Source organism: Corynebacterium sp. HMSC070H05, assembly GCF_001837615.1.
Taxonomy (GTDB): Bacteria; Actinomycetota; Actinomycetes; order Mycobacteriales; family Mycobacteriaceae; genus Corynebacterium; species Corynebacterium coyleae.
In genome coordinates, this window is the sequence record NZ_KV833339.1 from 147,188 (window position 1) to 169,208 (window position 22,021).

Annotated in this window: 22 protein-coding genes; 11 read left to right on the plus strand and 11 right to left on the minus strand. The window is 62.3% G+C overall.

Features of this window, described 5'->3' with window-relative positions; translation table 11 throughout:
- Nucleotides 1-398 (minus strand): MetQ/NlpA family ABC transporter substrate-binding protein (locus HMPREF2617_RS07750; protein ID WP_246821717.1); only part of this gene is annotated, 398 nt, incomplete at its 3' end.
- A gap of 30 nt (nucleotides 399-428) precedes the next feature.
- On the minus strand, nucleotides 429-1,322 hold the full coding sequence (locus HMPREF2617_RS07755) for a MetQ/NlpA family ABC transporter substrate-binding protein (protein WP_070840450.1): 894 nt from the start codon (nucleotides 1,320-1,322) through the stop codon (nucleotides 429-431).
- Nucleotides 1,323-1,468: 146 nt separating this feature from the next.
- Between HMPREF2617_RS07755 and HMPREF2617_RS07760 the strand changes: the two genes are divergently transcribed.
- Genes HMPREF2617_RS07760 through HMPREF2617_RS07770 form a run of 3 tightly spaced genes read left to right on the plus strand, consistent with a single transcriptional unit; the run spans nucleotide 1,469 to nucleotide 6,641 of the window.
- Entirely contained in the window at nucleotides 1,469-4,609 is a 3,141-nt protein-coding gene (locus HMPREF2617_RS07760; protein WP_070840451.1) for an error-prone DNA polymerase, read from the plus strand.
- A 20-nt stretch (nucleotides 4,610-4,629) separates the two neighbouring features.
- Nucleotides 4,630-5,250: a PH domain-containing protein gene (locus HMPREF2617_RS07765; protein WP_371441300.1), complete on the plus strand. Its 621-nt coding sequence runs from the start codon at nucleotides 4,630-4,632 to the stop codon at nucleotides 5,248-5,250.
- The gene (locus HMPREF2617_RS07770; RefSeq protein ID WP_141763028.1) at nucleotides 5,247-6,641 is read left to right on the plus strand and encodes a PH domain-containing protein; all 1,395 of its coding nucleotides are present in this window, start codon (nucleotides 5,247-5,249) and stop codon (nucleotides 6,639-6,641) included. The genes HMPREF2617_RS07765 and HMPREF2617_RS07770 overlap by 4 nt, the downstream gene beginning before the upstream one ends.
- On the opposite strand, the gene HMPREF2617_RS07775 is transcribed toward HMPREF2617_RS07770, so the two are convergent.
- A complete protein-coding gene (locus HMPREF2617_RS07775) occupies nucleotides 6,588-7,058 on the minus strand; it encodes a tRNA (cytidine(34)-2'-O)-methyltransferase (RefSeq protein WP_070614294.1) in 471 nt (156 codons plus the stop codon). The genes HMPREF2617_RS07770 and HMPREF2617_RS07775 overlap by 54 nt on opposite strands.
- Nucleotides 7,059-7,076: 18 nt before the next feature.
- On the opposite strand from HMPREF2617_RS07775, the gene HMPREF2617_RS07780 reads away from it, so the two are divergent.
- Complete coding sequence (locus HMPREF2617_RS07780; RefSeq protein ID WP_141763029.1) at nucleotides 7,077-7,955, plus strand: bifunctional methylenetetrahydrofolate dehydrogenase/methenyltetrahydrofolate cyclohydrolase; 879 nt, start codon at nucleotides 7,077-7,079, stop codon at nucleotides 7,953-7,955.
- 4 nt (nucleotides 7,956-7,959) lie between these two features.
- A complete protein-coding gene (locus tag HMPREF2617_RS07785) occupies nucleotides 7,960-8,322 on the plus strand; it encodes a DUF3017 domain-containing protein (RefSeq protein ID WP_246821718.1) in 363 nt (120 codons plus the stop codon).
- Nucleotides 8,323-8,325: 3 nt separating this feature from the next.
- Here the strand turns inward: HMPREF2617_RS07785 and HMPREF2617_RS07790 are convergent, their stop codons facing one another.
- Entirely contained in the window at nucleotides 8,326-9,462 is a 1,137-nt protein-coding gene (locus HMPREF2617_RS07790) for a homoserine O-acetyltransferase MetX (RefSeq protein WP_070840452.1), read from the minus strand.
- Nucleotides 9,463-10,785, minus strand: coding sequence for an O-acetylhomoserine/O-acetylserine sulfhydrylase (locus HMPREF2617_RS07795; RefSeq protein WP_070840453.1), 1,323 nt, complete (start codon nucleotides 10,783-10,785; stop codon nucleotides 9,463-9,465).
- A gap of 206 nt (nucleotides 10,786-10,991) precedes the next feature.
- Here HMPREF2617_RS07795 and ppc point away from each other — a divergent pair, with 206 nt between their 5' ends.
- Together ppc and HMPREF2617_RS07805 are read left to right on the plus strand one after the other, a co-directional pair.
- Nucleotides 10,992-13,640 carry a phosphoenolpyruvate carboxylase gene (gene ppc / locus HMPREF2617_RS07800; protein ID WP_070840454.1) on the plus strand — a complete coding sequence of 883 codons (2,649 nt, stop codon included), beginning with the start codon at nucleotides 10,992-10,994 and terminating at the stop codon, nucleotides 13,638-13,640.
- 52 nt (nucleotides 13,641-13,692) lie between these two features.
- Nucleotides 13,693-14,628: a hypothetical protein gene (locus tag HMPREF2617_RS07805; protein ID WP_083279472.1), complete on the plus strand. Its 936-nt coding sequence runs from the start codon at nucleotides 13,693-13,695 to the stop codon at nucleotides 14,626-14,628.
- 277 nt (nucleotides 14,629-14,905) lie between these two features.
- On the opposite strand, the gene HMPREF2617_RS07810 is transcribed toward HMPREF2617_RS07805, so the two are convergent.
- Nucleotides 14,906-17,089 carry an NADP-dependent isocitrate dehydrogenase gene (locus HMPREF2617_RS07810; protein WP_070840455.1) on the minus strand — a complete coding sequence of 728 codons (2,184 nt, stop codon included), beginning with the start codon at nucleotides 17,087-17,089 and terminating at the stop codon, nucleotides 14,906-14,908.
- 112 nt (nucleotides 17,090-17,201) lie between these two features.
- Between HMPREF2617_RS07810 and HMPREF2617_RS07815 the strand changes: the two genes are divergently transcribed.
- From HMPREF2617_RS07815 to HMPREF2617_RS07825, 3 genes are all read left to right on the plus strand, one after another.
- Nucleotides 17,202-18,116, plus strand: a complete 915-nt coding sequence (locus tag HMPREF2617_RS07815) for an exodeoxyribonuclease III (protein ID WP_070840456.1) — start codon at nucleotides 17,202-17,204, stop codon at nucleotides 18,114-18,116.
- A gap of 82 nt (nucleotides 18,117-18,198) precedes the next feature.
- Nucleotides 18,199-19,263: a biotin synthase BioB gene (gene bioB / locus HMPREF2617_RS07820; protein WP_070828727.1), complete on the plus strand. Its 1,065-nt coding sequence runs from the start codon at nucleotides 18,199-18,201 to the stop codon at nucleotides 19,261-19,263.
- Nucleotides 19,264-19,277: 14 nt separating this feature from the next.
- On the plus strand, nucleotides 19,278-19,481 hold the full coding sequence (locus HMPREF2617_RS07825) for a biotin synthase auxiliary protein BsaP (RefSeq protein WP_070570538.1): 204 nt from the start codon (nucleotides 19,278-19,280) through the stop codon (nucleotides 19,479-19,481).
- Nucleotides 19,482-19,487: 6 nt separating this feature from the next.
- Here HMPREF2617_RS07825 and HMPREF2617_RS07830 read toward each other — a convergent pair whose 3' ends face one another.
- Together HMPREF2617_RS07830 and HMPREF2617_RS11730 are read right to left on the minus strand one after the other, a co-directional pair.
- Nucleotides 19,488-19,832, minus strand: coding sequence for a type II toxin-antitoxin system PemK/MazF family toxin (locus HMPREF2617_RS07830; protein ID WP_070570536.1), 345 nt, complete (start codon nucleotides 19,830-19,832; stop codon nucleotides 19,488-19,490).
- Nucleotides 19,819-20,061: a CopG family ribbon-helix-helix protein gene (locus HMPREF2617_RS11730; protein ID WP_070570534.1), complete on the minus strand. Its 243-nt coding sequence runs from the start codon at nucleotides 20,059-20,061 to the stop codon at nucleotides 19,819-19,821. The genes HMPREF2617_RS07830 and HMPREF2617_RS11730 overlap by 14 nt, the downstream gene beginning before the upstream one ends.
- A 22-nt stretch (nucleotides 20,062-20,083) precedes the next feature.
- Between HMPREF2617_RS11730 and HMPREF2617_RS12115 the strand changes: the two genes are divergently transcribed.
- Nucleotides 20,084-20,227: a hypothetical protein gene (locus HMPREF2617_RS12115; RefSeq protein WP_167616363.1), complete on the plus strand. Its 144-nt coding sequence runs from the start codon at nucleotides 20,084-20,086 to the stop codon at nucleotides 20,225-20,227.
- On the opposite strand, the gene HMPREF2617_RS07835 is transcribed toward HMPREF2617_RS12115, so the two are convergent.
- Genes HMPREF2617_RS07835 through HMPREF2617_RS07845 form a run of 3 tightly spaced genes read right to left on the minus strand, consistent with a single transcriptional unit; the run spans nucleotide 20,224 to nucleotide 21,937 of the window.
- On the minus strand, nucleotides 20,224-20,907 hold the full coding sequence (locus tag HMPREF2617_RS07835; protein ID WP_070840457.1) for a hypothetical protein: 684 nt from the start codon (nucleotides 20,905-20,907) through the stop codon (nucleotides 20,224-20,226). The genes HMPREF2617_RS12115 and HMPREF2617_RS07835 overlap by 4 nt on opposite strands.
- Nucleotides 20,904-21,587: an ATP-binding cassette domain-containing protein gene (locus tag HMPREF2617_RS07840; RefSeq protein WP_070840458.1), complete on the minus strand. Its 684-nt coding sequence runs from the start codon at nucleotides 21,585-21,587 to the stop codon at nucleotides 20,904-20,906. Before HMPREF2617_RS07840 ends, HMPREF2617_RS07835 begins: the two co-directional genes overlap by 4 nt.
- Nucleotides 21,584-21,937, minus strand: coding sequence for a GntR family transcriptional regulator (locus HMPREF2617_RS07845; protein WP_070614319.1), 354 nt, complete (start codon nucleotides 21,935-21,937; stop codon nucleotides 21,584-21,586). Before HMPREF2617_RS07845 ends, HMPREF2617_RS07840 begins: the two co-directional genes overlap by 4 nt.
- Nucleotides 21,938-22,021 lie beyond the last annotated feature (84 nt).

Genomic DNA, 22,021 nt, shown 5'->3' on the forward strand with positions numbered 1-22,021 from the left:
ATGCCGTCGAGCGAGTCGTGGTCCTTCCAGTACAGGCCAAGCACGTTGATCTCGCCAGAACCAATGATGCGCAGGTCCTTGCCAGCGGTGGCGTTGTACTGGGCCTGGTAGTTGATGGTCTGGAACTTCGAAATCTCGATCTGACCCTCGGTCTGTGCTGGGTTGACCTGCGGGTACTCGGAGAAACGCACGATGTCGAGCTCGATGCCGGCCTTCTGGGCTTCGTCCGCGAAGACACTCCAGGCCTTCTGGTCTGCGTCGGTGGTGCCGATCTTGACGGTCACAGCGTCGCCATCAGCACTGCTTGTCGACGACTCCGTTTCCGACGAGCACGCCACCAAAGAGGTTGCGGCGATGACAGAGGCTGCCGCCGCTGCGAGAAAACGCTTGGTACGCATGATCTACGCGCTCCTTATTGCTTCTTGTGCTTACTTGTTCTGCAGACGGTCGAGGATGTCGTTGAGTTCCTTCTGGTCGCGGTAGACCGGAACCGAGGTGCCCTTGGAGTCCTTGGCGGTAGCCTCAGCGACCTCCGGGGTCTGCCACAGCTCGACCAGCTTGTTCAGCGTTTCATCTGAAATGTCCTCGGAACGAGCAGCGAACACGTTGATGTACGGCTCTGCTTCCTTGGACTCCGGGTCGTCCTCGAACACGGCCAGGCTCGGCTCGATGCCTGCGCGGTCCAGCCAGGTGTTGTTGATGATGGCCGGCTTGCCTTCGTTGTAAGCGTTCGGGGTCTGGGACGCGTCGACCGGGGTGACGGTGACCTTGGACTCGTCCTTGTTGATCTCGGCCGGGGTCGGGGTCAGCGGGTCAGCGACGTTGTCGTTGAGGGTAAGCAGACCGGCCTGGACCAGCACGTTGATGGCGCGGCCCTGGTTGGACGGGTCGTTCGGGATGGCGACGGACTGGCCCTCGATGCCGTCGAGCGAGTCGTGGTCCTTCCAGAACAGTGCGAGCGGGACGATCTCGGTGGAGCCGACAACCTTGAGGTCGTTGCCGGAAGCAGCGTTGTACTCGGCGAGGTACTTAATGTGCTGGAACTTGTTCACGTCCAGCTCTCCCTGTGCGAGAGCCTCGTTGACCGGGGAGTAGTCGGAGAAATGCACGATGTCGAGCTCGATGCCGTTGTCTGCAGCGAGCTGCTTGAATACAGTCCAGGCCTCCTGGTCGGCCTCGGTGGTACCGATCTTGACGGTGACGTTCTCGCCGTTTGCGGCGGTGGTCTCGGTGGCGTCGTTGGACTCGTTGGAGCAAGCGACCAGCCCGGTGGTGGCGAGTGCTGCAGCAGCAACGGTTGCGAGGGTGCGCTTGATACGCATGATGTCTCCTTGTTTATTGGGAAAGTTTGACGGGTGAGAATCTAGCACCCTATGTACCGCTTAGTCTATTTTTTAGAACAAAGCAGTTTGTTCTGGGTTTTCGAAAAATGTAGCACACAGTTTCGAATCATGATAGTGTTCTCGCCATGAGATTCAATGGGGGAGCGCCACTTTCGTGGTCGCGGCTAGAGCGCATCCTTTCGGGACGTCCCGGGCCAGAGCCGGTGCCGGTGGGGCGCACAGGCATGCTGCCTGGCGCAGGTCCTGTGCGACCGCGCCGTAGCGAGCCGCAAGTTCCGTTCGTGGAACTCCACGCGGTGTCGTCGTATAGTTTTCTCGATGGGGCGAGCGAGCCGGAAGACCTTGTCGCGCGCGCTGCGGATTTGGGGTTGAACGCCCTTGGCCTGCTGGATCGCGACGGCTTCTATGGGGCAGTCAAGTTTGCAGAGGCTGCTGCAGCTGCAGGGCTGGACACCGTATTTGGGGCCGAGCTGACATTGGGCCAGCGGGTGCTTCCTGTAATTGCGTGTGGGCCTGAGGGGTATCGGCGCCTGTCGCATCTTATGGCAGATGCACACATGGGGACGCGGGAAAAGGATGCAGTGGCGTATCCACCGTTGGAGCTTATTGGTGCAGAACTAGGTGGCACCTGCGTTGCGCTCGCGGGGTGGCAGTGGGTCGATGAAATCGACCACATGGTCGAAACCTTTGGCCAGGACAATGTGGTGCGAGAATATGAAGTTTCGATGACTCCTGAAGACGCTGACCGGCACGCAATGCTCGATCGTTTTGATCACCTCCCGGCCATTGTCACAGCAGTTCCGGCGGCAGCCACGCGTGAGCAGGCGAGGTTGGCTGCGGCGAAGCGTGCGTTGGCTCGCAGAGAAGCACTTGCGCAAGCACACGGGGACTTGCATCCGATGGGTGCGAACTGGCTGCGCTCTGGCGAGCAGCTCGAACGCATGCTGCCGGGATGCAAACACATGCTGGATTACAGCGTTGAGTTGGCAAAGCAGTGCGCGTTCACGCTGAATCTTGTCGCGCCTGAACTGCCGCGCTACCCAACGCCAAGCGGGCGAGGCGAGATGGATCATCTGCGGGATCTGACGTTGGCGAGCGCGCAGTTCCGGTACGCGACGCGGAGTGCGGATGTGCGCAACCAGGCGATGAAGCAGATCCGCTACGAACTGAGCGTGATTGAGGAGCTGAACTTTCCCGGCTACTTCCTGATCATTTACGACCTCGTGGATTTCTGCGCGAAGCAGAACATTTTGTGCCAAGGACGTGGTTCGGCGGCGAACTCGGCGGTGTGTTTCGCCCTCGGGATCACGAATGTCGAGCCGATCGAGGCAGGCCTCCTGTTCGAGCGTTTCCTATCTCCCGACCGTGACGGACCACCAGATATTGACCTAGACATTGAGTCAGGCCGGCGAGAGGAGGTCATTCAGTACGTCTACGACACATATGGGCGCGACAATGCGGCGCAGGTAGCTAACGTGATTACGTACCGCACGAAAGGGGCGGTCCGTGATGCCGCGCGTGCGCTCGGATACGCACAGGGCGCTGCGGATAGTTGGTCGAAGGGGCTTTCAGATCCGCCCGAGGCTGTGGAGCAACTTGCAGCGCAGTTCAAGGGGCAGCCGCGTCACCTGGGCATTCACTCTGGTGGCATGGTGATTTGTGACCGTCCCATCGCCGACGTCGTCCCCGTCGAATGGGCGCGCATGGCAGATCGCTCGGTGGTGCAATGGGATAAAGATGACTGTGCCTCCGCTGGCCTGGTCAAGTTCGACCTGCTGGGGCTCGGCATGCTCGAAGCGCTGCACCACATGGTGGATCTCGTGGAGGAAACCACAGGCCGCAAGGTGCATTTGTGGGAGCTTTCGCTTGACGACGACGCCGTGTACGACATGCTTTGCCGCGCCGATTCCGTCGGCGTGTTCCAGGTTGAATCGCGCGCACAGATGGGCACGCTGCCTAGGTTGAAGCCGCGCAGGTTTTTCGACCTGGTCGTGCAGGTGGCCTTGATCCGCCCTGGTCCAATCCAGGGTGGTTCGGTGCATCCGTACCTGCGGCGTCGCGACGGGCTAGAGCCGGTCGTGTACGACCATCCGGTGCTCGAGCGATCCCTTGGCAAAACACTGGGGATCCCGCTGTTCCAAGAGCAACTCATGCAGATCTGCGTCGATGCGGCTGGTTTTTCCGGACGTGAGGCGGATGCGCTTCGGCGCGCGATGGGATCGAAACGCTCACCGGCCAAGATGGCCGCGTTGCGCGCGAGGTTTTTCGAAGGCTGCTGGGCCACCAACCAAATCAGCGAAGAAGTCGCAGAACGGCTGTGGCAGAAGATCGTGGCGTTCGCCGCATACGGGTTTCCGGAATCGCACTCCCAGTCGTTCGCCTCTTTGGTGTACTTCTCCGCCTGGTTTAAATGCCACTACCCGGCGCAGTTCTGCGTGGGATTGCTGCGGGCGCAACCGATGGGATTCTACTCACCACAGTCGCTGGTACAGGACGCACGCCGGCACGGGGTAGAGGTACTGCCAGTGTCGGTCAACGCGTCGGGGCGCGAGGCGCGCTGCATTGATTCCTCAACGATCCGGATGGGGCTCGGGCTCGTCCGTGGCTTAGGTGCGGATGCCGCCGACCGGATCGAAGCAGCGGCACCGTTTACCGATATTGCGGATCTATCGCGCCGGGCTGACCTGAGCGTCGACCATGTCGAGGCGCTCGCGCGGGCGGGGGCGTTGGACTGCTTTGAGGTGTCTCGTCGACAAGCATTGTGGCAAGCGGGTATCGCTGCCACGGAACGCCACGGCATGCTGCCCGGATTATCGGCGATCTCGGCGCCGGCGCTGCCTGGCATGAACTCGTTCGAACTCATGGTGGCTGACATCGCAGCCACAGGGGTGACCCCGGAGCTCATGCCAGTAGAGATGGTGCGCGAATCGCTGGAGGAGCGAGGCGTTATTCCGGTTGCACAACTGCTGCATGGCGTGGAGGACGGCACTCGCGTGCGCATCGCCGGAGTGGTGACGCACCGCCAACATCCGGTCACTGCAGGTGGTGTGACATTTTTGGGAATGGAGGATGAAACCGGGCTGGTCAACGTGGTTATCTCAGTCGGGTTGTGGAAGAAGCAACGCGTCCTTGCCCGCACTGCGAAAGCGCTCGTCGTACGCGGGATTGTGCAAAATGCTTCCGGGGCAGTGTCCGTGGTGGCGGACCGGTTCGAACCGTTGGAGGTAGGGGAGCTGCTCTCCCGGGGATCGAGGGACTTCCGATGAATGCTTCGATGAGCCCTGTCATGAGCAAGGCCGTGTCTGGGGCTGCTGGTAGCGTGATCGCCATGTCTGAAGCGCTCAGCGGAAGCCCTGAACATCACCCCGGACCAAACACTGCAGGTCCGAACACTGCAGTCCAGCCCACTACCGGCGTGCATAGCCCGGTGCAGCCTTTGCCGTCCTCGGTCGAGGAGATGCACAAAGTGTCGCCGAAGTTGATGTGGCCGATGCTGGTGTCGAATGCCCTGTGGACCATCGGCGTGTGCGGTGGCCTATATTTGGCCTACCGCGAGTGGGGCTGGGGATTCCTGATCCCGCTGGGGATTTTCACGGTGATCTTCATCTGGCGCTTCTTCCTTATCCCGTACCAGGTCCGCAACATGGGTTGGCTGGAGACCGAGGACGAACTGGTGCTGAGCACCGGCAAGATGTTCCACACGATCACAGTGATTCCGTATGGGCGCATTCAGTTCGTGGATGTGCAGTCGGGGCCGATCACACGTGCCCTGGGGCTGAAGGAGCTGACGGTGCATACGGCGTCGAATTCGTCCAACTCGGATCTGCCGGGACTGCTTGCGGCGGATGCGGATGCGTTGCGGGATCGCCTTGCGCTGAAGGCTCGTGAGCGGATGAGTGGGCTGTGACAAGCAGACGCGTATCGACGATTCCCGGCATGGAGGGCTACCGCCACGTCCATAGGCTCACGCCACTGTTGCGTGTGTGGACGTTCATGCTGGCCCTAGCGACACTCGCCCTGTTCAACTTCACCATGCCGATTTATCGGTGGATGCAGCGCGAAAACGTCGGCCCCACCGACATTGCATGGGCAGCCGCAGGCCTTGTGGCTGCGCTCGTGGTGATTTTCGCGGTGTCCCAGGTGTGGTGGCGTCGCAGCGGATTCAAGGTAGGCGACGAAGAAGTGGAGACCCGCCGCGGTGTGCTTACCAACCAAATCCGCACCGCGCGCTACGACCGTGTGCAGGCTGTTGACGTAGTCGAATCCTTTGCACCGCGACTGTTTGGGCTTGCCTCCGTGCGTATCGAGGCCGCAGGCAGTGCCAGTTCAGGTTTGGACATCACATACCTTCCGCGCGAGGAAGCAGAAGAGGTCCGCGCGCAGATCCTGGCCCGCATTGACGGGCCAGTAAAGCGTTCGCTTGAGAGCGCCGCCGCTGCCGGGGCCGAATACGCACCGAACATGTTGGTGCCGCCGATCCCGATTCGCCGCTCGCTGATCGGCACCACATTGCAAATGTCGACCGTATTCACACTGGCGTGGTCGACGATTCCACTGTGGACGGATGTGACCGCCGCGGCGATCATCCCTGTTGTGGTGGGTTTTATGCCCCGCATTTGGCGCACGATCGACCAGTCGTGGCGCTTCAACGCGACGAAGGACGGGGAGGTGTTCCACTTGACGTATGGGTTGGCGAATCGTCGTCGGCAAGCAATGCCTCGCTCGCGTATCCACGCGGTGCAGTTGCGCCAGCCAATGTTCTGGCGCCCGTTCGGATGGTGGACGGTCTCTGTCGTGGCGGCGGGTTATGGCTCGGAACGTAACAAGCAAACCGGCACGTCGAAGATTCTGCCAGTGGGGACGTGGGAACAGGCGATGGCCGTGATCGATGCAGTCGGTCCGCTAACCGGCGCTGAACTGACCGATCTGGACAACGTAGATTTCCGCTCCCCGCGCAGCGCCCGGTGGATCTCACCGTTCGACTGGAAACGTCAAACGGTCAAGGTCCGCGCCGACGCGGTCACGACAACGGCAGGGCGGATCGGGCGCTGGTTCCAGATGGTGGACGTCCCACACATCCAGGAACTGACCTTTAACCAGGACCCGCTGCAGCGCAGACTCGGCTTGGCCAGCGTTGACCTGGACCTGGTGCCCGGCGCCTTCAGTGTGACGTGTCGGGATATGGAGGAGGACCAGGCGCGTGGGCTCGTCGATAAGCTGCGCGCCCGCGAGTTGCCGCCGCTGTCACAAAGCGCCGGGGAACCCGAGCTGGCGCCAGGCCTCGTAGATGGCGACTGACGCCGAGTTCGTCAGGTTCATACTGCGCCGCGACGGCAACATCGGAATCCGCACCTGACACGTAATCCGCGGGTGGGCGAGGTGCTCCCCCGGGATGCCGTTGGCCTCGTTGCCGAACAGCAACGCGTCGCCGTCCTGGTATTGCACCTCGTGGTAGTGGTGGTCGGTGTGCGCGGTGAACGCGAAAATGCGGGAGCCTTCCAACGCGTCGAAGCAGACGTCGATGTTGGGGTGGATGACCACGTCTGCAAGATCGTGGTAGTCCAGGCCTGCGCGTTTGAGGTGTTTGTCGTCAAAATTGAAGCCGAGCGGCTCGACGAAATGCAGCTGCGCGCCGGTATTTGCCGCAAGGCGGATCGCCGCGCCAGCATTGCCGCCAATGGCCGGATTGTCATAGATGATGTGGAGCACGCACAAGAGTCTAGGATTGGGGCCGTGACTGCGATCAAACTGGACGGAAAACTCTACCGCGAGGAGATTTTCGCGGACCTGCGCGAGCGCGTGGCGCGACTGAAGGAACAGGGGGTGACCCCGGGGCTGGCGACGGTGCTTGTCGGCGAAGACCCCGCCAGCCAGAACTACGTGCGCATGAAGCACAAGGACTGCGAAGAGCTCGGCATTGCCTCCATTCAGAAGCACCTGCCTGCGGAGACCACTCAAAAGGAGCTTGAGGCGGTTATCGACGAGCTCAACCGCGACGATTCCGTCACCGGCTACATCGTCCAGTTGCCGCTGCCGAAGCACCTGGATGAGAACCGGATCCTGGAGTTGATCGACCCGGACAAGGACGCCGACGGCCTCCACCCGGTCAACCTGGGCAAACTCGTCCTCAACGAGCCGGCCCCGCTGCCGTGCACCCCGAACGGCTCCATCAAGCTGCTCGAGCGCTTCGGCGTGGATCTCAACGGCGCCATCGTTTGTGTTATTGGCCGCGGCGTGACGGTGGGCCGTCCGATCTCGCTGATGCTGACCTCCCGCGATGTCAACGCCACCACCGTGCTGTGTCACACCGGCACCAAGGACCTCGCCGCGGAGACTCGCCGCGCGGACGTGATCATCGCTGCCGCTGGCAAGCCACACATGATCACCGCCGACATGATCAAGGAAGGCGCGGCGCTTCTCGACGTCGGCGTCTCCCGCGTCGACGGCAAAACCGTCGGCGACCTGCACCCCGACGTGTGGGAGAAGGCCGGCTGGGTCTCCCCGAACCCGGGCGGTGTCGGCCCGATGACGCGCACGTTCCTGGTGCGCAACATCGTCGAAAGCGCCGAGCGGCAAGCAGGCGTGAACCAGCAACCGAACCAGGACGCGTAACAACGTGGGAAGCACCCGCATCCAGCTCCCCGCCACCTCGCTGCCTCCGGGGTTGACGCTGGATAACCCTCACGACCGCGGCAACGCCCCGTCACGCCTGCCATTGTGGGCGCAGCGCACCGGGGTTGCCGTGTTTGTCGTCGGGTTTGTGCTCTCTGGCATCTTCGCCGCCACCGAGCACTGGCGTCGCGCCACGTTCACCCTTGGCGCGGCCCTGCTGTGGCTCACGCTGGTGCGCCTGACCTGCGACTCCAAAGTAATCGGTCTGGTTGCGGTGCGTTCCAAGCGTTTCGACGCCACGTTCACCACCGCCCTCGGCGCCACCATGATGTGGCTGTCCTGGTCGGTGGACGCGCTGGGGTCTTAACCCCTAGATCGCGTAGTCGCCGTAGCGTGACGCGATCTCGCGGGCGGGCGGGATTTCGTGGGTGAGTTTGATGAAGTTGCGCAGGATCCGGTCCATCTGGCGCGCCTCCACGAGGAAGGCGTCGTGGCCGACGGGGGAGGACAACTTCGACATAGCTAGCAGGTTGCCCAGGTTTCGGGAGATGTGTTCCTGCTGGTGGTAGGGGTACAAAATGTCGGTGTCGACGCCGACGATCATCGTCGGCACGGTTGAGGATGCCAACGCCTTGTTCAGCCCGCCGCGGCCCCGGCCGATGTCGTGGCGGTTGAGGGCTTCGGTGAGGGTGACGTAGCAGGCGGCATCGAAACGCTCGGTGAGTTTCTTGCCCTGGTGCTCCAGATAGGACTGGACGGCGAAGCGCTGGTCGTCTTGGCGGAATGGTCCGAGTGGGTTTTCGCCGGTCTGGGCGGAGGTACCGAAGCGCTCGTCGATTTCCAGCTCGCCACGGTAGGTCAGATGGGCGATGCGACGCGCGGCGGCGAGCCCGGCATCCGGCGACTGGCCGGTGCCGTGGTAGTCGCCACCCTGCCAGGCTGGGTCCTGGGTGATCGAGGTGATCTGCGCGGTTTGGATACCGATCTGCCAGGCGCTTGCTCGGGCAGACACGGCCAGCACCAGCGCGTAGTCGGCTTGCTCGGGGTAGAGCAGCGTCCACTCCAGAGTGCGCGCGCCGCCCATGGATCCACCGATGACCGCGTGGACGCGCCCAATGCCGAGACGGTCAAGGAAGGCGTGCTCGGCGTGCACCATGTCGCGGATCGTGATGGCGGGGAAGCGCGAGCCCCACACACCACCATCCGGGTGCTCGCTCGCAGGGCCGGTGGAGCCGTAACACGACCCGAGTGCGTTGGTGCAGATCACGCACCACTCGTCGGTGTCTAGCGCTTTGCCGGGGCCGATGGCTTCGGACCACCAGTCGGCGGCGTCACTGTCGCCGGTCAATGCGTGTTCGACGAGGATGACGTTGTTGACGCCGTTGGGGTCGCCTTGCAGTGCACCCCATCGTCGATAAGCAATGCGCGTATCCGCGATCACCTCGCCGGCTTCAGTGACAACATCGCCGATGGCGACCGTGGCAAGCTGCCCTTCGGGAGCCAGCATTTAGACCGCCGCGAAACCGCGCTCGAGGTCCGCGATAATGTCCTCGACATCCTCGATGCCGACAGACAAACGCACCGTGGCCTGCGTAATACCAGCGCGAGCGAGGCCGGCAGCGTCCGACTGGGAGTGCGTTGTCGACGCCGGGTGCACCACCAGCGAGCGCACGTCGCCGATGTTGGCCAGGTTGGAGTGCAGCTTCAGCGCGTCGATGAACTTCCACGCGTTCGTCTTGTCATCCTGATCGCCCGCGATGTCGAACGACAGCACCGAACCGGTGTACTTCAGACCCAACTTGTCCTTCGTCGCCTTGTACGGCGAATCGTCCAGGCCTGCGTAGTTGACCTTGGCCACCTTGTCATGGCCCGCGAGGAACTCCGCCACCTTCAGCGCGTTCGCATTGTGCTTTTCCACGCGAAGCGCCAACGTATCAATACCCTGCAGCGCAACCCACGCGTTGAACGGCGAAATCGCCGCACCCGTGTCGCGCAGCAAACCGGCGCGGGCACGCAGCGCGAACGCCGGGGCGCCCAGGTCCGCGTACTTCAGGCCGTGGTACGCCGGATCCGGGGTGGTAAACAGTGGGAAGACGTCCTTGCCGTCGCGCTGGACGGTCCAGTCGAACTTGCCGCCGTCGATAATCGCGCCACCAATCGCAGCGCCGTTACCGGTGTAGAACTTCGTCGTGGACACGACCACGATGTCCGCACCCAACTCAAGCGGCTTGACCAGAGCGGCAGTCGCCATCGTGTTATCGACGATCAACGGCACCTGATTGTTATGGGCCACCTCTGCAATGGCCGGGATGTCTAGCACGTCCGCGATCGGGTTGCCGAACGTCTCGCCATAAAACGCCCGTGTGTTCGGCTGGACGGCAGCCTGCCAGCTTGCGGGATCGTCCGGGTTTTCCACGAAGGTGAACTCAATGCCCAACTTTGGCAGCGTGTGCTGGAACAGCGTCTCGGTGCCGCCGTAGAGGCGTGGGGAGGTAACAACGTGGTCGCCCGCCTGCGCCAAAGTGAGAATCGCGGCAGTCTCCGCGGCCATGCCGGAGGCGAACGCCGTGGCTGCCACGCCGCCCTCCAGCGAGGCGAGACGGTCTTCGAGTGCCTGCTGCGTCGGGTTGGTCAGGCGGGTGTAAATCGGGCCTGCATCCGAGAGGTTGAAACGGTTCTCCGCGTGCTGGGCATCGTCGAACACGTAGCTGGTGGTCATGTAAATCGGCTGGTTACGCGCGCCGTAATCCTGATCGACTTGCTGGCCCGCGTGGATCGAGCGCGTACCAAAGGACCATTCTTGTGCGTTGGAGTTGTCGTAGTTTCCCATGCGCTGCAATGTAGCCCGCTTGGTCTGTAGTTGTGTACCAAGCGGTCTATTTTGCGAGTTGAGGGGCTGAATAAAAATAGTGCAAATATCCCAGCTCGCGATCGTTCGACCTCCGATGCCGAGACAGGGGAGTAGAACTTGGCTACGTTTACTAAGCACGTCGCGCCCGTGACGTCTTAGTCGCGCCGTAGTTGAAGGAAGCCTCCGTGTCTGCTCAGCCTGCCGATCACGTCCGTGAAGACATCCGACTCCTAGGCCGGGTACTCGGCCGCGTGCTTGCTGAGCAGGAAGGGCAGGAGATCTTCGACCTGGTCGAATCCACCCGCCGCACCGCCTTTGACATCGCCCACGGGGACGCCACCCCGGAAGACCTGCTCGCAGTCTTCCGCGATATGGACATCCCCAAAGTGAACCTCGTCGCACGCGCATTTAGCCACTTCGCGCTGCTGGCTAACTTGGTTGAGGATCTTGACGACGAGAAGGCCGCCGCACCGGTCTCACTACGCACAAGCTTCGCGCACCTGAAAGACGGCGGCGTGGAGGCAGACAAGGTCGCCGACCTTATCGCCGGGGCGCAGGTCTCTCCGGTGCTCACTGCGCACCCGACTGAGACCCGTCGCCGCACCGTCTTCGACACCCAGACCCACATCAAGCGCTTGCTGAGTGAACTCCACGCTGGTGCCGACCCGGCAGCCATCGAACGCGAGATGGAGCTGCGCATGACCCTGATGTGGCAGACCGCGCTGATCCGCATCGCCCGCCCGCGTCTTGAGGACGAGATTGACGTCGGCCTGCGCTATTACAAGCTCTCCCTGCTTGAGCAGATCCCGGCGATCAACCGCGCAATCCGCTACGAACTTCGCGACACCTTTGGCCGCGACCTCGTCCTCACCCCCGTGATGCGCCCGGGTTCCTGGATCGGCGGCGACCATGACGGCAACCCGTACGTGAATGCCGAAACGCTCACGTATGCCACCCGCCAAGCCGCCGATACTGTGCTCAGCTACTACATCGATGAGCTGGGTGAGTTGGAGCGCGAGCTGTCGCTTTCAGACCGCTATTCCACCTGCTCGGAGGAGCTTTCCCGGCTTGCGGATGCCGCCAACAACACCGCCGAGTCCCGCGTCGATGAGCCCTACCGCCGGGCCATTTTTGGCATCCGCCACCGTGTCGTCGCTACGCGCGAGTTGCTCGCTGGCTCGGTGACCACGGGCTCGCCGTATGCGGACCCCGGCGAGCTGCTTGCAGACCTGGACGTGATCGACGACTCCCTGCGTGCGCACGGCGGCGCAATCATTGCGGACGACCGGCTGGCGCGTCTACGCTCTGCCGTGACCACCTTCGGTTTTCACCTGTACACGCTTGACCTGCGGCAGAACTCTGAGTCCTTCGAGAAAGTCGTGGCCGAGGTACTGGGCGTTGCCGGCGTGTGCGATAACTACGCCGCGCTCGCTGAAGAGGACCGCGTGGAGGTACTCGTCGAGGAGCTGCGCACCCCGCGTCCGCTGCTGCGCGCCGAAGCACTGCTTAGCGACGACACCCGCAAGGAAATGGGCATCCTCACCGCCGCCGCCCGCGCCGTTCGGGACTTGGGCCAAGGTGCGATCACGCAGTGCATCATCGCCATGACCGGTGCCGTCTCCGACATTTTGGAGCCCATGGTCCTGCTCAAAGAGGTCGGCCTGAGCGACGTCAACGTCGTCCCACTCTTCGAGACCATCGAGGACCTCGCACACGGCGCCAGCATCCTCGAAGATCTCTGGTCGCTGCCGTTCTATCGCGAACATCTGCGCGCCCGCGGTGACATCCAGGAGGTCATGCTCGGCTACTCCGACTCCAACAAGGACGGCGGCTACCTGCAAGCGAACTGGGCGCTTTACGACGCCGAACTCGCCCTGGTCGACCTCTGCAACCGGCACGGCATCCGCCTTCGACTCGCGCACGGCCGCGGCGGGGCAGTCGGCCGCGGTGGCGGGCCCACCTACGACGCGATCCTCGCTCAGCCCAAGGGTGCCGTCGACGGCTCCATCCGCATCACCGAGCAGGGCGAGATCATCTCCGCCAAGTACGGATCGCCAGAGACCGCCCGCCGCCACCTCGAAGCCTTCGTCGCCGGCACCCTGGAGGCATCCCTCCTGGATACCGAACCTATTGAAGACCCGACCCGCGCCTACGACATCATGCGCACGCTTGCCGCCTACTCCGGCGAAAAGTACAACGAGCTCATCGGTGATCCCGGGTTTATCGACTACTTCACCCAGTCCACCCCGCTGCACGAGATCGGCGAGCTCAACCTCGGCTCCCGCCCGGCGTCACGCAAACAGACCACCGCGATTTCCGACCTCCGCGCCATCCCCTGGGTGCTGTCTTGGGCGCAGTCGCGTACCAACGTGCCGGGCTGGTTCGGCGTCGGTACTGCAGTCGAGCGCTGGGCTGGGGAAGACGAAGACCGCTGGGATGACCTGCGCGAACTCTACCGTGACTGGCCGTTCTTCCGCTCCGTGCTGTCCAACATGGCCCAAGTCATGGCGAAGGCCGAGCTGTCGCTGGCCCGCCTCTACGCCGACCTAGTGGAGGACCGCGAGGTAGCCGAGCGCATCTACTCCCTTATCGCCGATGAATTCGAGCGCACCAAGCAGGTCTACTTCCGTATCACCGGGCATACGGACCTTGTTGCCGAGAACCAGCGCCAGGCCCGATCCCTAAAACGTCGCTACCCCTACCTGCTGCCGCTCAACGCCGTCCAGCTTGAGCTGCTGCGCCGTTACCGCGCCGGCGACGAGGCCTTCCTCGTCCCGAAGACGATCCAGGTCACCATGAACGGGCTGGCCACCGCACTGCGCAACGCAGGGTAGATTTCCTGCGGCGAAAGGGAACCGGTGCCGAGTTTCCGCCGTCAGAATAGGTATGGGGATTGACAGAGAACACAAGGCACAACAGCAACGATGGGAGGAGCGGAAGGAGGAACTGCGGCGGGGGATTGTGGACAAACGGCTGCTCTCCCACAAAGCACTCGACAAACTCCGAGGGCCGCATCGGGTGCTCGACACAAGTATTGTGTATCGGGAGACGAGCTGGAAAGAGCTGAAGTTCCACGAACGTCAATGGCTGCGTGTCGAGGCTGCTGCACTGATGAGCAGGGAAGCAGTGCTAGTCGGCAGATCGGCCGCGCGCATGCACGGTATTTGGGTGATCAGTACGACAAAAGAGCCCGTCGAACTGTGTCTGCTTTCCAGGGGGAGCTCCCCTACTCGACGAAACCGGGAAGGGATCCTGTTTCGACGCATGGTGCTGCGCAAGAGCGAAATCTCGTTGCGCGACGGCCACCGGGTTACCAATGGTTTTCGAACGTTCGCTGATATCGCCCGCCACTACGGCTTCGTCGAAGGGCTCGTCGCTGCCGACTACCTCCGGCGCAGTGGGTTTACGCTTGAACTCCTTGAACGGGAGGCATCCCAGCTTGGCAGACTGAAAGGTGTTGCAGTGGTCCGGGAGTGCATTCGGCACAGCGTCGCGGATTCCGGTTCGCCCTACGAATCTTTCGCGCGCGCCTTGCTGATCCGTGCGGGGATCGGCCCCTTGTTTACACAGTACGAAGTGGCTGGACGCTACGCCGACCTTTGCATCGATGGCTGGTTACTCATTGAGATCGACGGCAACGTGAAATACCAGGGACCCAACGCCGAACGCGCGCGGCAGGAAGAGTTCGAGCGACAGAAGATGATCGCCAACCGAGGATATGTGTTTCTGCGCTACTCGCCGGATTTCCTACGCCGGCATCCTGAGAAGTTCGTCCGAGAGGTTCTCGCCACCATCGCTGGCCGTCGAGCAGCCTTGGGGTGAGCAGTCGCACCCGCTCTTCGCCGGCGCTGTTCCCGCCCTTCGCCGCTCCTGGCCGGCGCTGTTCCCGTCCTTCGCCGAGGATGGTAACCGGAGGATGGTGATGAGCCGAGTTGGACGAGCACCGTCGGTCCAGGCACTCGGTTGATTACCATCTGGTGGTTACCACCTAGGAGGACAGCACCAGGAGGAAAGCACCCAGGGCAGGCCTGACGCGACGAACAGCAAAAGCCCCGGCCACTGTGTGGAAACAGTGACCGGGGCCGATCAAACCGAGCGCTTACTTCTCCAGTGCGTCGATGATCTTGTTGAAGGTTGCGGACGGACGCATGACCGCGGAGGTCTTGGCGTCGTCCGGCCAGTAGTAGCCGCCGAGGTCGGCAGCGTTGCCCTGGGCGTTCAGCAGCTCAGAGTCGATCGCTTCGGCGTTGTCGCGCAGGTCCTTCGCAATCGGGCCGAAGACCTCAGCCAGTTCGGCGTCGTCGGTCTGGGCTGCCAGTGCCTCTGCCCAGTACAGGGAGAGCCAGAAGTGGGAGCCGCGGTCGTCGATTTCGTTGACCTTGCGGGACGGGGACTTGCCTTCATCCAGCAGCTTTTCGGTTGCCTTGTCCAGAGCGGCGGCGAGGACGCCGGCCTTCTCGTTGCCGTTGGTGTTCTTCTCGTGGCGGAAGGATTCGGCCAGTGCGAGGTACTCACCGAGGGAGTCCCAACGCAGGTGGTTTTCTTCCTCAACCTGCTGGACGTGCTTCGGGGCGGAGCCGCCGGCACCGGTCTCGAACAGGCCGCCGCCAGCCATCAGCGGGACGACGGAGAGCATCTTCGCGGAGGTACCCAGTTCGAGGATCGGGAACAGGTCCGTGTTGTAGTCACGCAGCACGTTGCCGGTCACGGAGATGGTGTCCTCGCCGCGGCGGATGCGCTCGACGGAGATCTTGGTGGCCTCGACCGGGGAGGCGATGGAGATGTCCAGGCCGTCGGTGTCGTGGTCGGCCAGGTACTTCTTCACCAGTTCGATGAGGTTGCGGTCGTGTGCGCGCTCCTCGTCCAGCCAGAAGATGGTCTTCATGCCGGACAGGCGTGCGCGGTTGACGGCCAGCTTGACCCAGTCCTGGATCGGGGCGTCCTTGGTCTGGCATGCGCGCCAGATGTCGCCAGCCTCGACGTCGTGCTCGATCAGCACGTCGCCAGCGGCGTTGACAACCTGGACCTTGCCGTCAGCCGGGATCTTGAAGGTCTTGTCGTGGGAGCCGTACTCCTCAGCCTTCTTTGCCATGAGGCCGACGTTCGGGACGGTGCCCATGGTGGTCGGGTCGTATGCGCCGTTTTCGCGGCAGTCGTCGATAACCGTCTGGTACACACCGGCGTAGGAGGAATCCGGGATGACAGCCAGGGTGTCCTGCTCCTGGTCGTCGGCGTTCCACATGTGGCCGGAGGTGCGGATCATGGCCGGCATGGAGGCGTCGATGATCACGTCGGACGGGACGTGGAGGTTGGTGATGCCCTTTGCGGAGTTCACCTGTGCCAGTGCCGGGCCGTCCTGCAGGGCCTGGTCGAAGGCTGCGCGGATCTCTTCGCCGTTCGGCAGATCAGCAAGGCCTTCGTAGATTGCGCCGAGGCCGTTTTCGCCGTTGAGGCCGGCGTCGAGAAGCTCGGCGCCGTACTTGTCGTAGACATCCTTGAAGAATGCGCGCACGACGTGGCCGAAGATGATCGGGTCGGAGACCTTCATCATGGTGGCCTTGAGGTGAGCGGAGAAGAGAACGCCCTCTTCCTTGGCGCGCTTCACGGCGTCCAGCAGGAACGCATCCAGGGCCTTGGCGGACATGTAGGTGCCGTCGATGACCTCGCCCTTTTCAACCTTCAGGCCGTCCTTGAGCACCTGCTCGCCATCAGCGGTGACGAGCTTGATGGTCAGGGTGTCCTCGGACGGCATGATGACGGACTTCTCGTTGTGGCGGAAGTCTCCTGCGTCCATGGTGGCAACGTTGGTCTTGGAGTCCTTCGACCACGTACCCATGGAGTGCGGGTGCTTCTTGGTGTAGTTCTTCACGGCCTCCGGGGCGCGGCGGTCGGAGTTGCCCTCACGCAGGACCGGGTTCACAGCGGAGCCCTTGACTGCGTCGTACTTGTCCTGTGCGTCCTCGTAGTCCGGGATGTCGAAGCCTGCGGCCTGCAGTTCGGCGATGGCCTTCTTCAGCTGCACGAGGGAAGCGGAAATGTTCGGAAGCTTGATGATGTTGGCTTCCGGGGTCTTTGCCAGCTCGCCGAGCTGTGCGAGTGCGTCGTCGACCTTCTTGTCGCCGAGGCGATCTGGGAACTGTGCGAGGATGCGGCCTGCCAGCGAGATGTCTGCGGTGTCGACCTCGATGCCTGCACGGGAAGCGAATGCCTCCACGATTGGCTTGAGGGAGTACGTCGCAAGCAGCGGTGCTTCGTCGGTACGAGTCCAAATGATCTTCGCCATAATGCTCCTTTGTTGTAAGGTTCCTGACTTCAACCCACCAGAGTACCGTCCCAGCGCAGCCCTGTCTGGCGATAGGGCCGGGAGAGGTACGGGATAGGTAAGGTCTTGGCCCATGAGCCTTACCATTGCATCCGTCAACGTCAACGGCATCCGTGCCGCCACGAAGGTCCGCAACGAGAACAATCCGGGCATGTTGGCCTGGTTGGACGAGAATCCGGCCGATGTGGTGCTGATGCAGGAGGTGCGCGCCACGGAAGATCAGGCGCGTGCTGTGCTTGCCCCGGCGCTGGAAAATGGGTGGCACTTGGAGGTGGCACCGGCTGAAACGCCTGGTGCGAAGGGTCGTGCGGGTGTGGGCATCCTGTCGCGCACGCCGCTGCGCGATTTGGAGGTCGGGATTCCGGAGTTTGAGGATGCGGGTCGCTTTATTGCAGCATCGCTTGACGACGACACCCGTGTCGCCTCCCTCTACCTCCCCTCAGGAGCAGCCGAGACGGCCAAGCAGGACGAGAAGTATCGCTTTCTGGATCAGTTCGAGCCGCTGCTGGAGCAGTGGGCGGGCGAATACCCGGACATGGTGATCGGCGGGGATTGGAACATCTGCCACCGCCGCGAGGACCTGAAGAATTGGAAGACGAACCGGAAGAAGTCCGGTTTCTTGCCGCACGAGCGCGCGTTCATGGATGCGGTGTTCGGTTGCTTCCCGGACGCGGAGGCCCAGGATGTAGAGGACAAGGCCGCGGTCGAGTGGGCTGGGGCGGTGGAGTACCGGTCGGGGGGTCGTCGTCAAGCAAATGGTGCTCCGAAGTGGTTCGACGTCGCGCGCAGGCTGCACCCGGAGGACGCGCCGTACACCTGGTGGACGTACCGCGGCCAGGCGTTTAACAACGACGCGGGTTGGCGCATCGACGTCCAGGCGGCCACCGCGAACATGCTGGAACGCGCGCAGCGCACGTGGGTGATAAAGGCGCCGACGGTGGAAGAGCGCTGGTCGGACCACTCGCCGCTTGTGGTTGAGTATCGCTAACCCGGGTTTTCCTGAACGCCGTTCAATTGGGCGCTAAACTGTTGCGCAACCATCACGTGAACGACGCGAACGGAGCCCGCACATGACCGACATCCTTGACATCGCCCGCGAAAAAGCCCTGGAAAACGGCGAAGGTCTGAATAAGGAGGAACTCGTCCAGATCCTCAACATTGAGGACGAGCGCCTGCCTGAACTGCTCGACCTCGCCCACCAGGTGCGCATCAAGCACTGCGGCGTCGATGTCTCGCTGGAAGGCATCATCTCCCTGAAAACCGGCGGCTGCCCTGAGGACTGCCACTTCTGCTCCCAGTCCGGCCTGTTCGAATCGCCCGTGCGCGCCGTGACGCTGGACATCGCTGAACTTGTCGAGGCCGCCAAGCAGTCCGAGAAGATGGGCGCTTCCGAGTTCTGCATCGTCGCCGCAGTGAAGGGCCCGACCCAGCAGCTGCTCGACCAGGTCGCCGAAGCCGTCACTGCGATCCAGGAAGAGGTGGACATCTCCATCTCCGCATCACTTGGCATCCTCACCCGCGACCAGGCCCGCCAACTGGCCAAGATGGGCGTGTCGCGCTACAACCACAACTTTGAAACCGCCGAGTCGTTCTTCCCTAACGTGGTCACCACCCACACCTGGCAGGAGCGCAAGGACACGCTGGAGAACGTGCTGGCAGAGGGTATGGAGACCTGCTGCGGCGGCATCATCGGACTTGGCGAGACCATCGAGCAGCGCGCCGAGTTCGCCACCCAGCTGGCCGAAATCCAGCCGCATGAAGTGCCGATGAACTTCCTCGACCCGCGCCCAGGCACCCCGTTCGCCGACCGCCCCTTGGTGCCGCAAGGTGAGGCGCTGCGTGCCGTCGCCGCGTTCCGCCTGGCCATGCCGTCCACCCAGCTCCGTTTCGCGGGTGGCACGGAGCTCGCGCTTGGCGACGACGGCACCGAAGCCGGCCTCATGGGCGGCGCGAATGCCATTATCGGCGGTAATTACCTGACCACGTTTGGACGTCCGATGGAGAAGGACCGCGACGCCGTTGACCGTGTGTTGGAAGGCGGGGCGAAGCCAGGCTTGAGCCTGAACATCACCCCGGTGGGGGAGAAGCAGAACTCCGGCCACGGTGTTCTGTACGACACCATCAAGTCGCTGTAGTTAGCCGGGCCCTGATGAAAATCCCGGATTCAACGGAACTCGCCGACGCAGTGCTGTCCGGCGAGATCGCCTGGCCGCTCGACCCGGCCAGGCCCTACGACGCGCCGCGTATTTGCCCGCTATGCCAGCGGCGCATGGTGGTAAAAATCAGCCCGATGGCGTGGGAGGCTGCCTGCTCCCGCCATGGGCTGCTGCGCTCCGAGTGGTTGGAGAAGTAGGGGGCGTTAAAGGTCGAGATGGATGCGGATAGCTTCGTCGAGTTCCATCATTTGGCGGGGAGAAAGCCGTCCCACTCGCTTGCCGACTCGCATGACCGACACTGAACGCATGAGTTCCGGCTGAGTTTTTGAATCAATTCGAAGGCCGGACTCTTCGGAATCGACGTATGTCTGAAACGGGAAGACTCTCGAAGTATTTGAGGTCAGCGGCACGGCAGTAATCATTCCGCCGTGTATCGCTGCGCCTTGATTCGCGGTGTCGTTGCTGATGATCACGGCGGGCCGTGTCTTGTTGGCTTCCTGTCCGACCGCCGGTTCGAAATCAACGAGGCGAATTTCACCGCGAAGCATTGTCTAGTCCTTCATTAGCGAGTGAATCCCAAAGGGCGGCTTCTTTTTTCCATTCCGGGTCGGAGAAGCATTCTTCATACGCTTTAGCGAGTGATTCCCGCTGGAGGGCGAGGATCGCTTCGCGCATCCCTTCAGATCGAGAACGCAAATCCAACTCGGAAACGAGGTTATCCAGAGTTTGGAGCTCGTTCCGACCTAAACTCACACTGATTCTCATACCGTTTTTCATACCCTAAATCGTACTTGTCGACGTGCTGATCGGAAAGGGCTATTCGGTGGGCAGCGTGCGCATCTGTCCGCTGTGCGGCCAGCGCATGGTGGTGAAAACCCCGATGTCGTGGAAGGCAGCCTGCTCGCGTCACGGACTGCTGCGCTCGGAGTGGGTGGAGCGCTAGCGCACGAAACGGCGGGTTCTGGCGAACACAATTGCGCTGGCTGCCAAAACTACTGGTCCCGCCGCCGCTACGAAGATGGCGTAGAGGTAGGGGTCGGAGGGGTTCACATCCGCCTTGTAGATCCCCACTAGGAGCCCGGTGAAACCACCCACGAACATGCTGCTGAGCATGAACCACTGCATGCGGGTGCCTCGCGCAAGGCCGATTGCTACACCGGTCAGCGCCATCGTGAGGAAGATGACGAAGTGGAGTAGCACAGTTGCCACGACGGATGTCAGGTCCTGCGCGGCGCCTTCAACGAAATACGGTTCGCCGCTGCCGTTGATCCAGGGCATCGGTTGTCCGTTCGTAACAATGAACGGGTCATACCACTTGTAGTACGGGCTATGTGCTTGGTGGTACACCGCCGACGCGGCGGTAAGTGGCGTGAGTATGACCGCCGCCACGAGAGCCGTTAGCGTTGCCGAATTCATCCATCGGTTGAAGCTGGCGCCCAGCTGGTTCATTGCTGGCCAGTTCGATCCTCCGATTGCGAAGAGTATCCACAGTGTGGCAGCGCCTGCCATGGTCCACAGGCCGCCGTCGCCAAACTCCAATCGTCCAAAGGGGACGGCAATGCAGAGGACGAGAAAGATGCCCAAATACATCACTGGTTTGAAGGGGCTGAGGAAAAGTTTCATCGTGCGGGCCTTTCCGTTGCGAGGAGGTCAATGAGTTCGGCATCGTCCGGGTACTCGATGGGCAGGTGGACGTCGTCCTCTCTGAGAGGTTCGGCGAACGTCGCGCGTGTCGTGGGCCCGAGGCTCGCTATCTCAGCGACGGGGAAGCGGGCGGTAAGGTCTTTGATCTCGGCGGTGGGGCCGGTGACCGTTGGAAAGCATAGGCGGGCGTCGTCGAGTGGGACTGGGCGCGAAACCACCCGATCAAACACCTGGATGACATGGGTGGCGAGACCCACGAAGTCCTCGGGGCGATGCGATGCCATCACCACGCTGCGCTGCGGGTTCTCCGCGATGTAGTCGATCAGTCTCTGGCGGACCTGTTTGCGGGTGGTGGTGTCGATGCCATCAAACGGTTCGTCGAGAAGTAACAGGTCTTTGCCAATGGCTAGGGCCACCTCAATGGTGAGTAGGCGGCGCTGCCCAACGGAGAGATCTTTGATGCGGGCGTTGGGAAAGTCGAGCCTCACGTGCGGGTAGATCGCTGCGACTGCACGTAAGTGATCGTCCACGGTCGTGCCTGCAAACTTGGCATCCGCACCAGCCGGAACGAACGCGGCGTGAGGGCTCATGAGCGTGTGGAGGTAGTGGGTTTTGCCGGCGGCGTTCGGGCCGACCAGCGCGTAGAAGCCGGGGTTCATTGAGCACGCTCCTTTTCGATCATTGCGGTCAGCTCCTCGGTGGTGATGCCGAGTTGGTTGGCCTCGTGGACAAACGGTTGGACAAAATCGCGGGCAAATGCTTCGCGACGAGTACGTAGCACCTGCTCACGTGCACTCTCCAGGACGAACATGCCGAGCCCGCGGCGTTTCTCCAGCAGACCCTCGTTGAACAGTTCGGTGAGTGCTTTGGCGGAGGTGGTGGGATTGACAGAGTGGTAGGCGGAGAGCTCGTTGGTAGACGGCACCCGGTCGCCGGGAGCGAGGGTGCCTGCCCCGATGAGGTCACGTAACTCATCTGCTATCTGTAGGTATATGGGTTTACCACTCATGTGGGTAACCATAGAACCGGAAAGCCCGGCGCGTCAACCCCCAATTTTGACGCGCCGGGTGAGATTCGGGTATGTCGCGGAAAC

Coding starts and splice junctions, on each gene's coding strand:
- HMPREF2617_RS07845 (WP_070614319.1), bottom strand. CDS start 21,937: ATGAGTGGTAAACCCATATACCTACAGATAGCAGATGAGTTACGTGAC.
- HMPREF2617_RS07760 (WP_070840451.1), top strand. CDS start 1,469: ATGAGATTCAATGGGGGAGCGCCACTTTCGTGGTCGCGGCTAGAGCGC.
- HMPREF2617_RS07835 (WP_070840457.1), bottom strand. CDS start 20,907: ATGAAACTTTTCCTCAGCCCCTTCAAACCAGTGATGTATTTGGGCATC.
- HMPREF2617_RS07840 (WP_070840458.1), bottom strand. CDS start 21,587: ATGAACCCCGGCTTCTACGCGCTGGTCGGCCCGAACGCCGCCGGCAAA.
- HMPREF2617_RS07765 (WP_371441300.1), top strand. CDS start 4,630: ATGAGCAAGGCCGTGTCTGGGGCTGCTGGTAGCGTGATCGCCATGTCT.
- HMPREF2617_RS07755 (WP_070840450.1), bottom strand. CDS start 1,322: ATGCGTATCAAGCGCACCCTCGCAACCGTTGCTGCTGCAGCACTCGCC.
- HMPREF2617_RS07805 (WP_083279472.1), top strand. CDS start 13,693: ATGGGGATTGACAGAGAACACAAGGCACAACAGCAACGATGGGAGGAG.
- HMPREF2617_RS07815 (WP_070840456.1), top strand. CDS start 17,202: ATGAGCCTTACCATTGCATCCGTCAACGTCAACGGCATCCGTGCCGCC.
- HMPREF2617_RS07810 (WP_070840455.1), bottom strand. CDS start 17,089: ATGGCGAAGATCATTTGGACTCGTACCGACGAAGCACCGCTGCTTGCG.
- bioB (WP_070828727.1), top strand. CDS start 18,199: ATGACCGACATCCTTGACATCGCCCGCGAAAAAGCCCTGGAAAACGGC.
- HMPREF2617_RS07790 (WP_070840452.1), bottom strand. CDS start 9,462: ATGCTGGCTCCCGAAGGGCAGCTTGCCACGGTCGCCATCGGCGATGTT.
- HMPREF2617_RS07825 (WP_070570538.1), top strand. CDS start 19,278: ATGAAAATCCCGGATTCAACGGAACTCGCCGACGCAGTGCTGTCCGGC.
- HMPREF2617_RS11730 (WP_070570534.1), bottom strand. CDS start 20,061: ATGAAAAACGGTATGAGAATCAGTGTGAGTTTAGGTCGGAACGAGCTC.
- HMPREF2617_RS07830 (WP_070570536.1), bottom strand. CDS start 19,832: ATGCTTCGCGGTGAAATTCGCCTCGTTGATTTCGAACCGGCGGTCGGA.
- HMPREF2617_RS07795 (WP_070840453.1), bottom strand. CDS start 10,785: ATGGGAAACTACGACAACTCCAACGCACAAGAATGGTCCTTTGGTACG.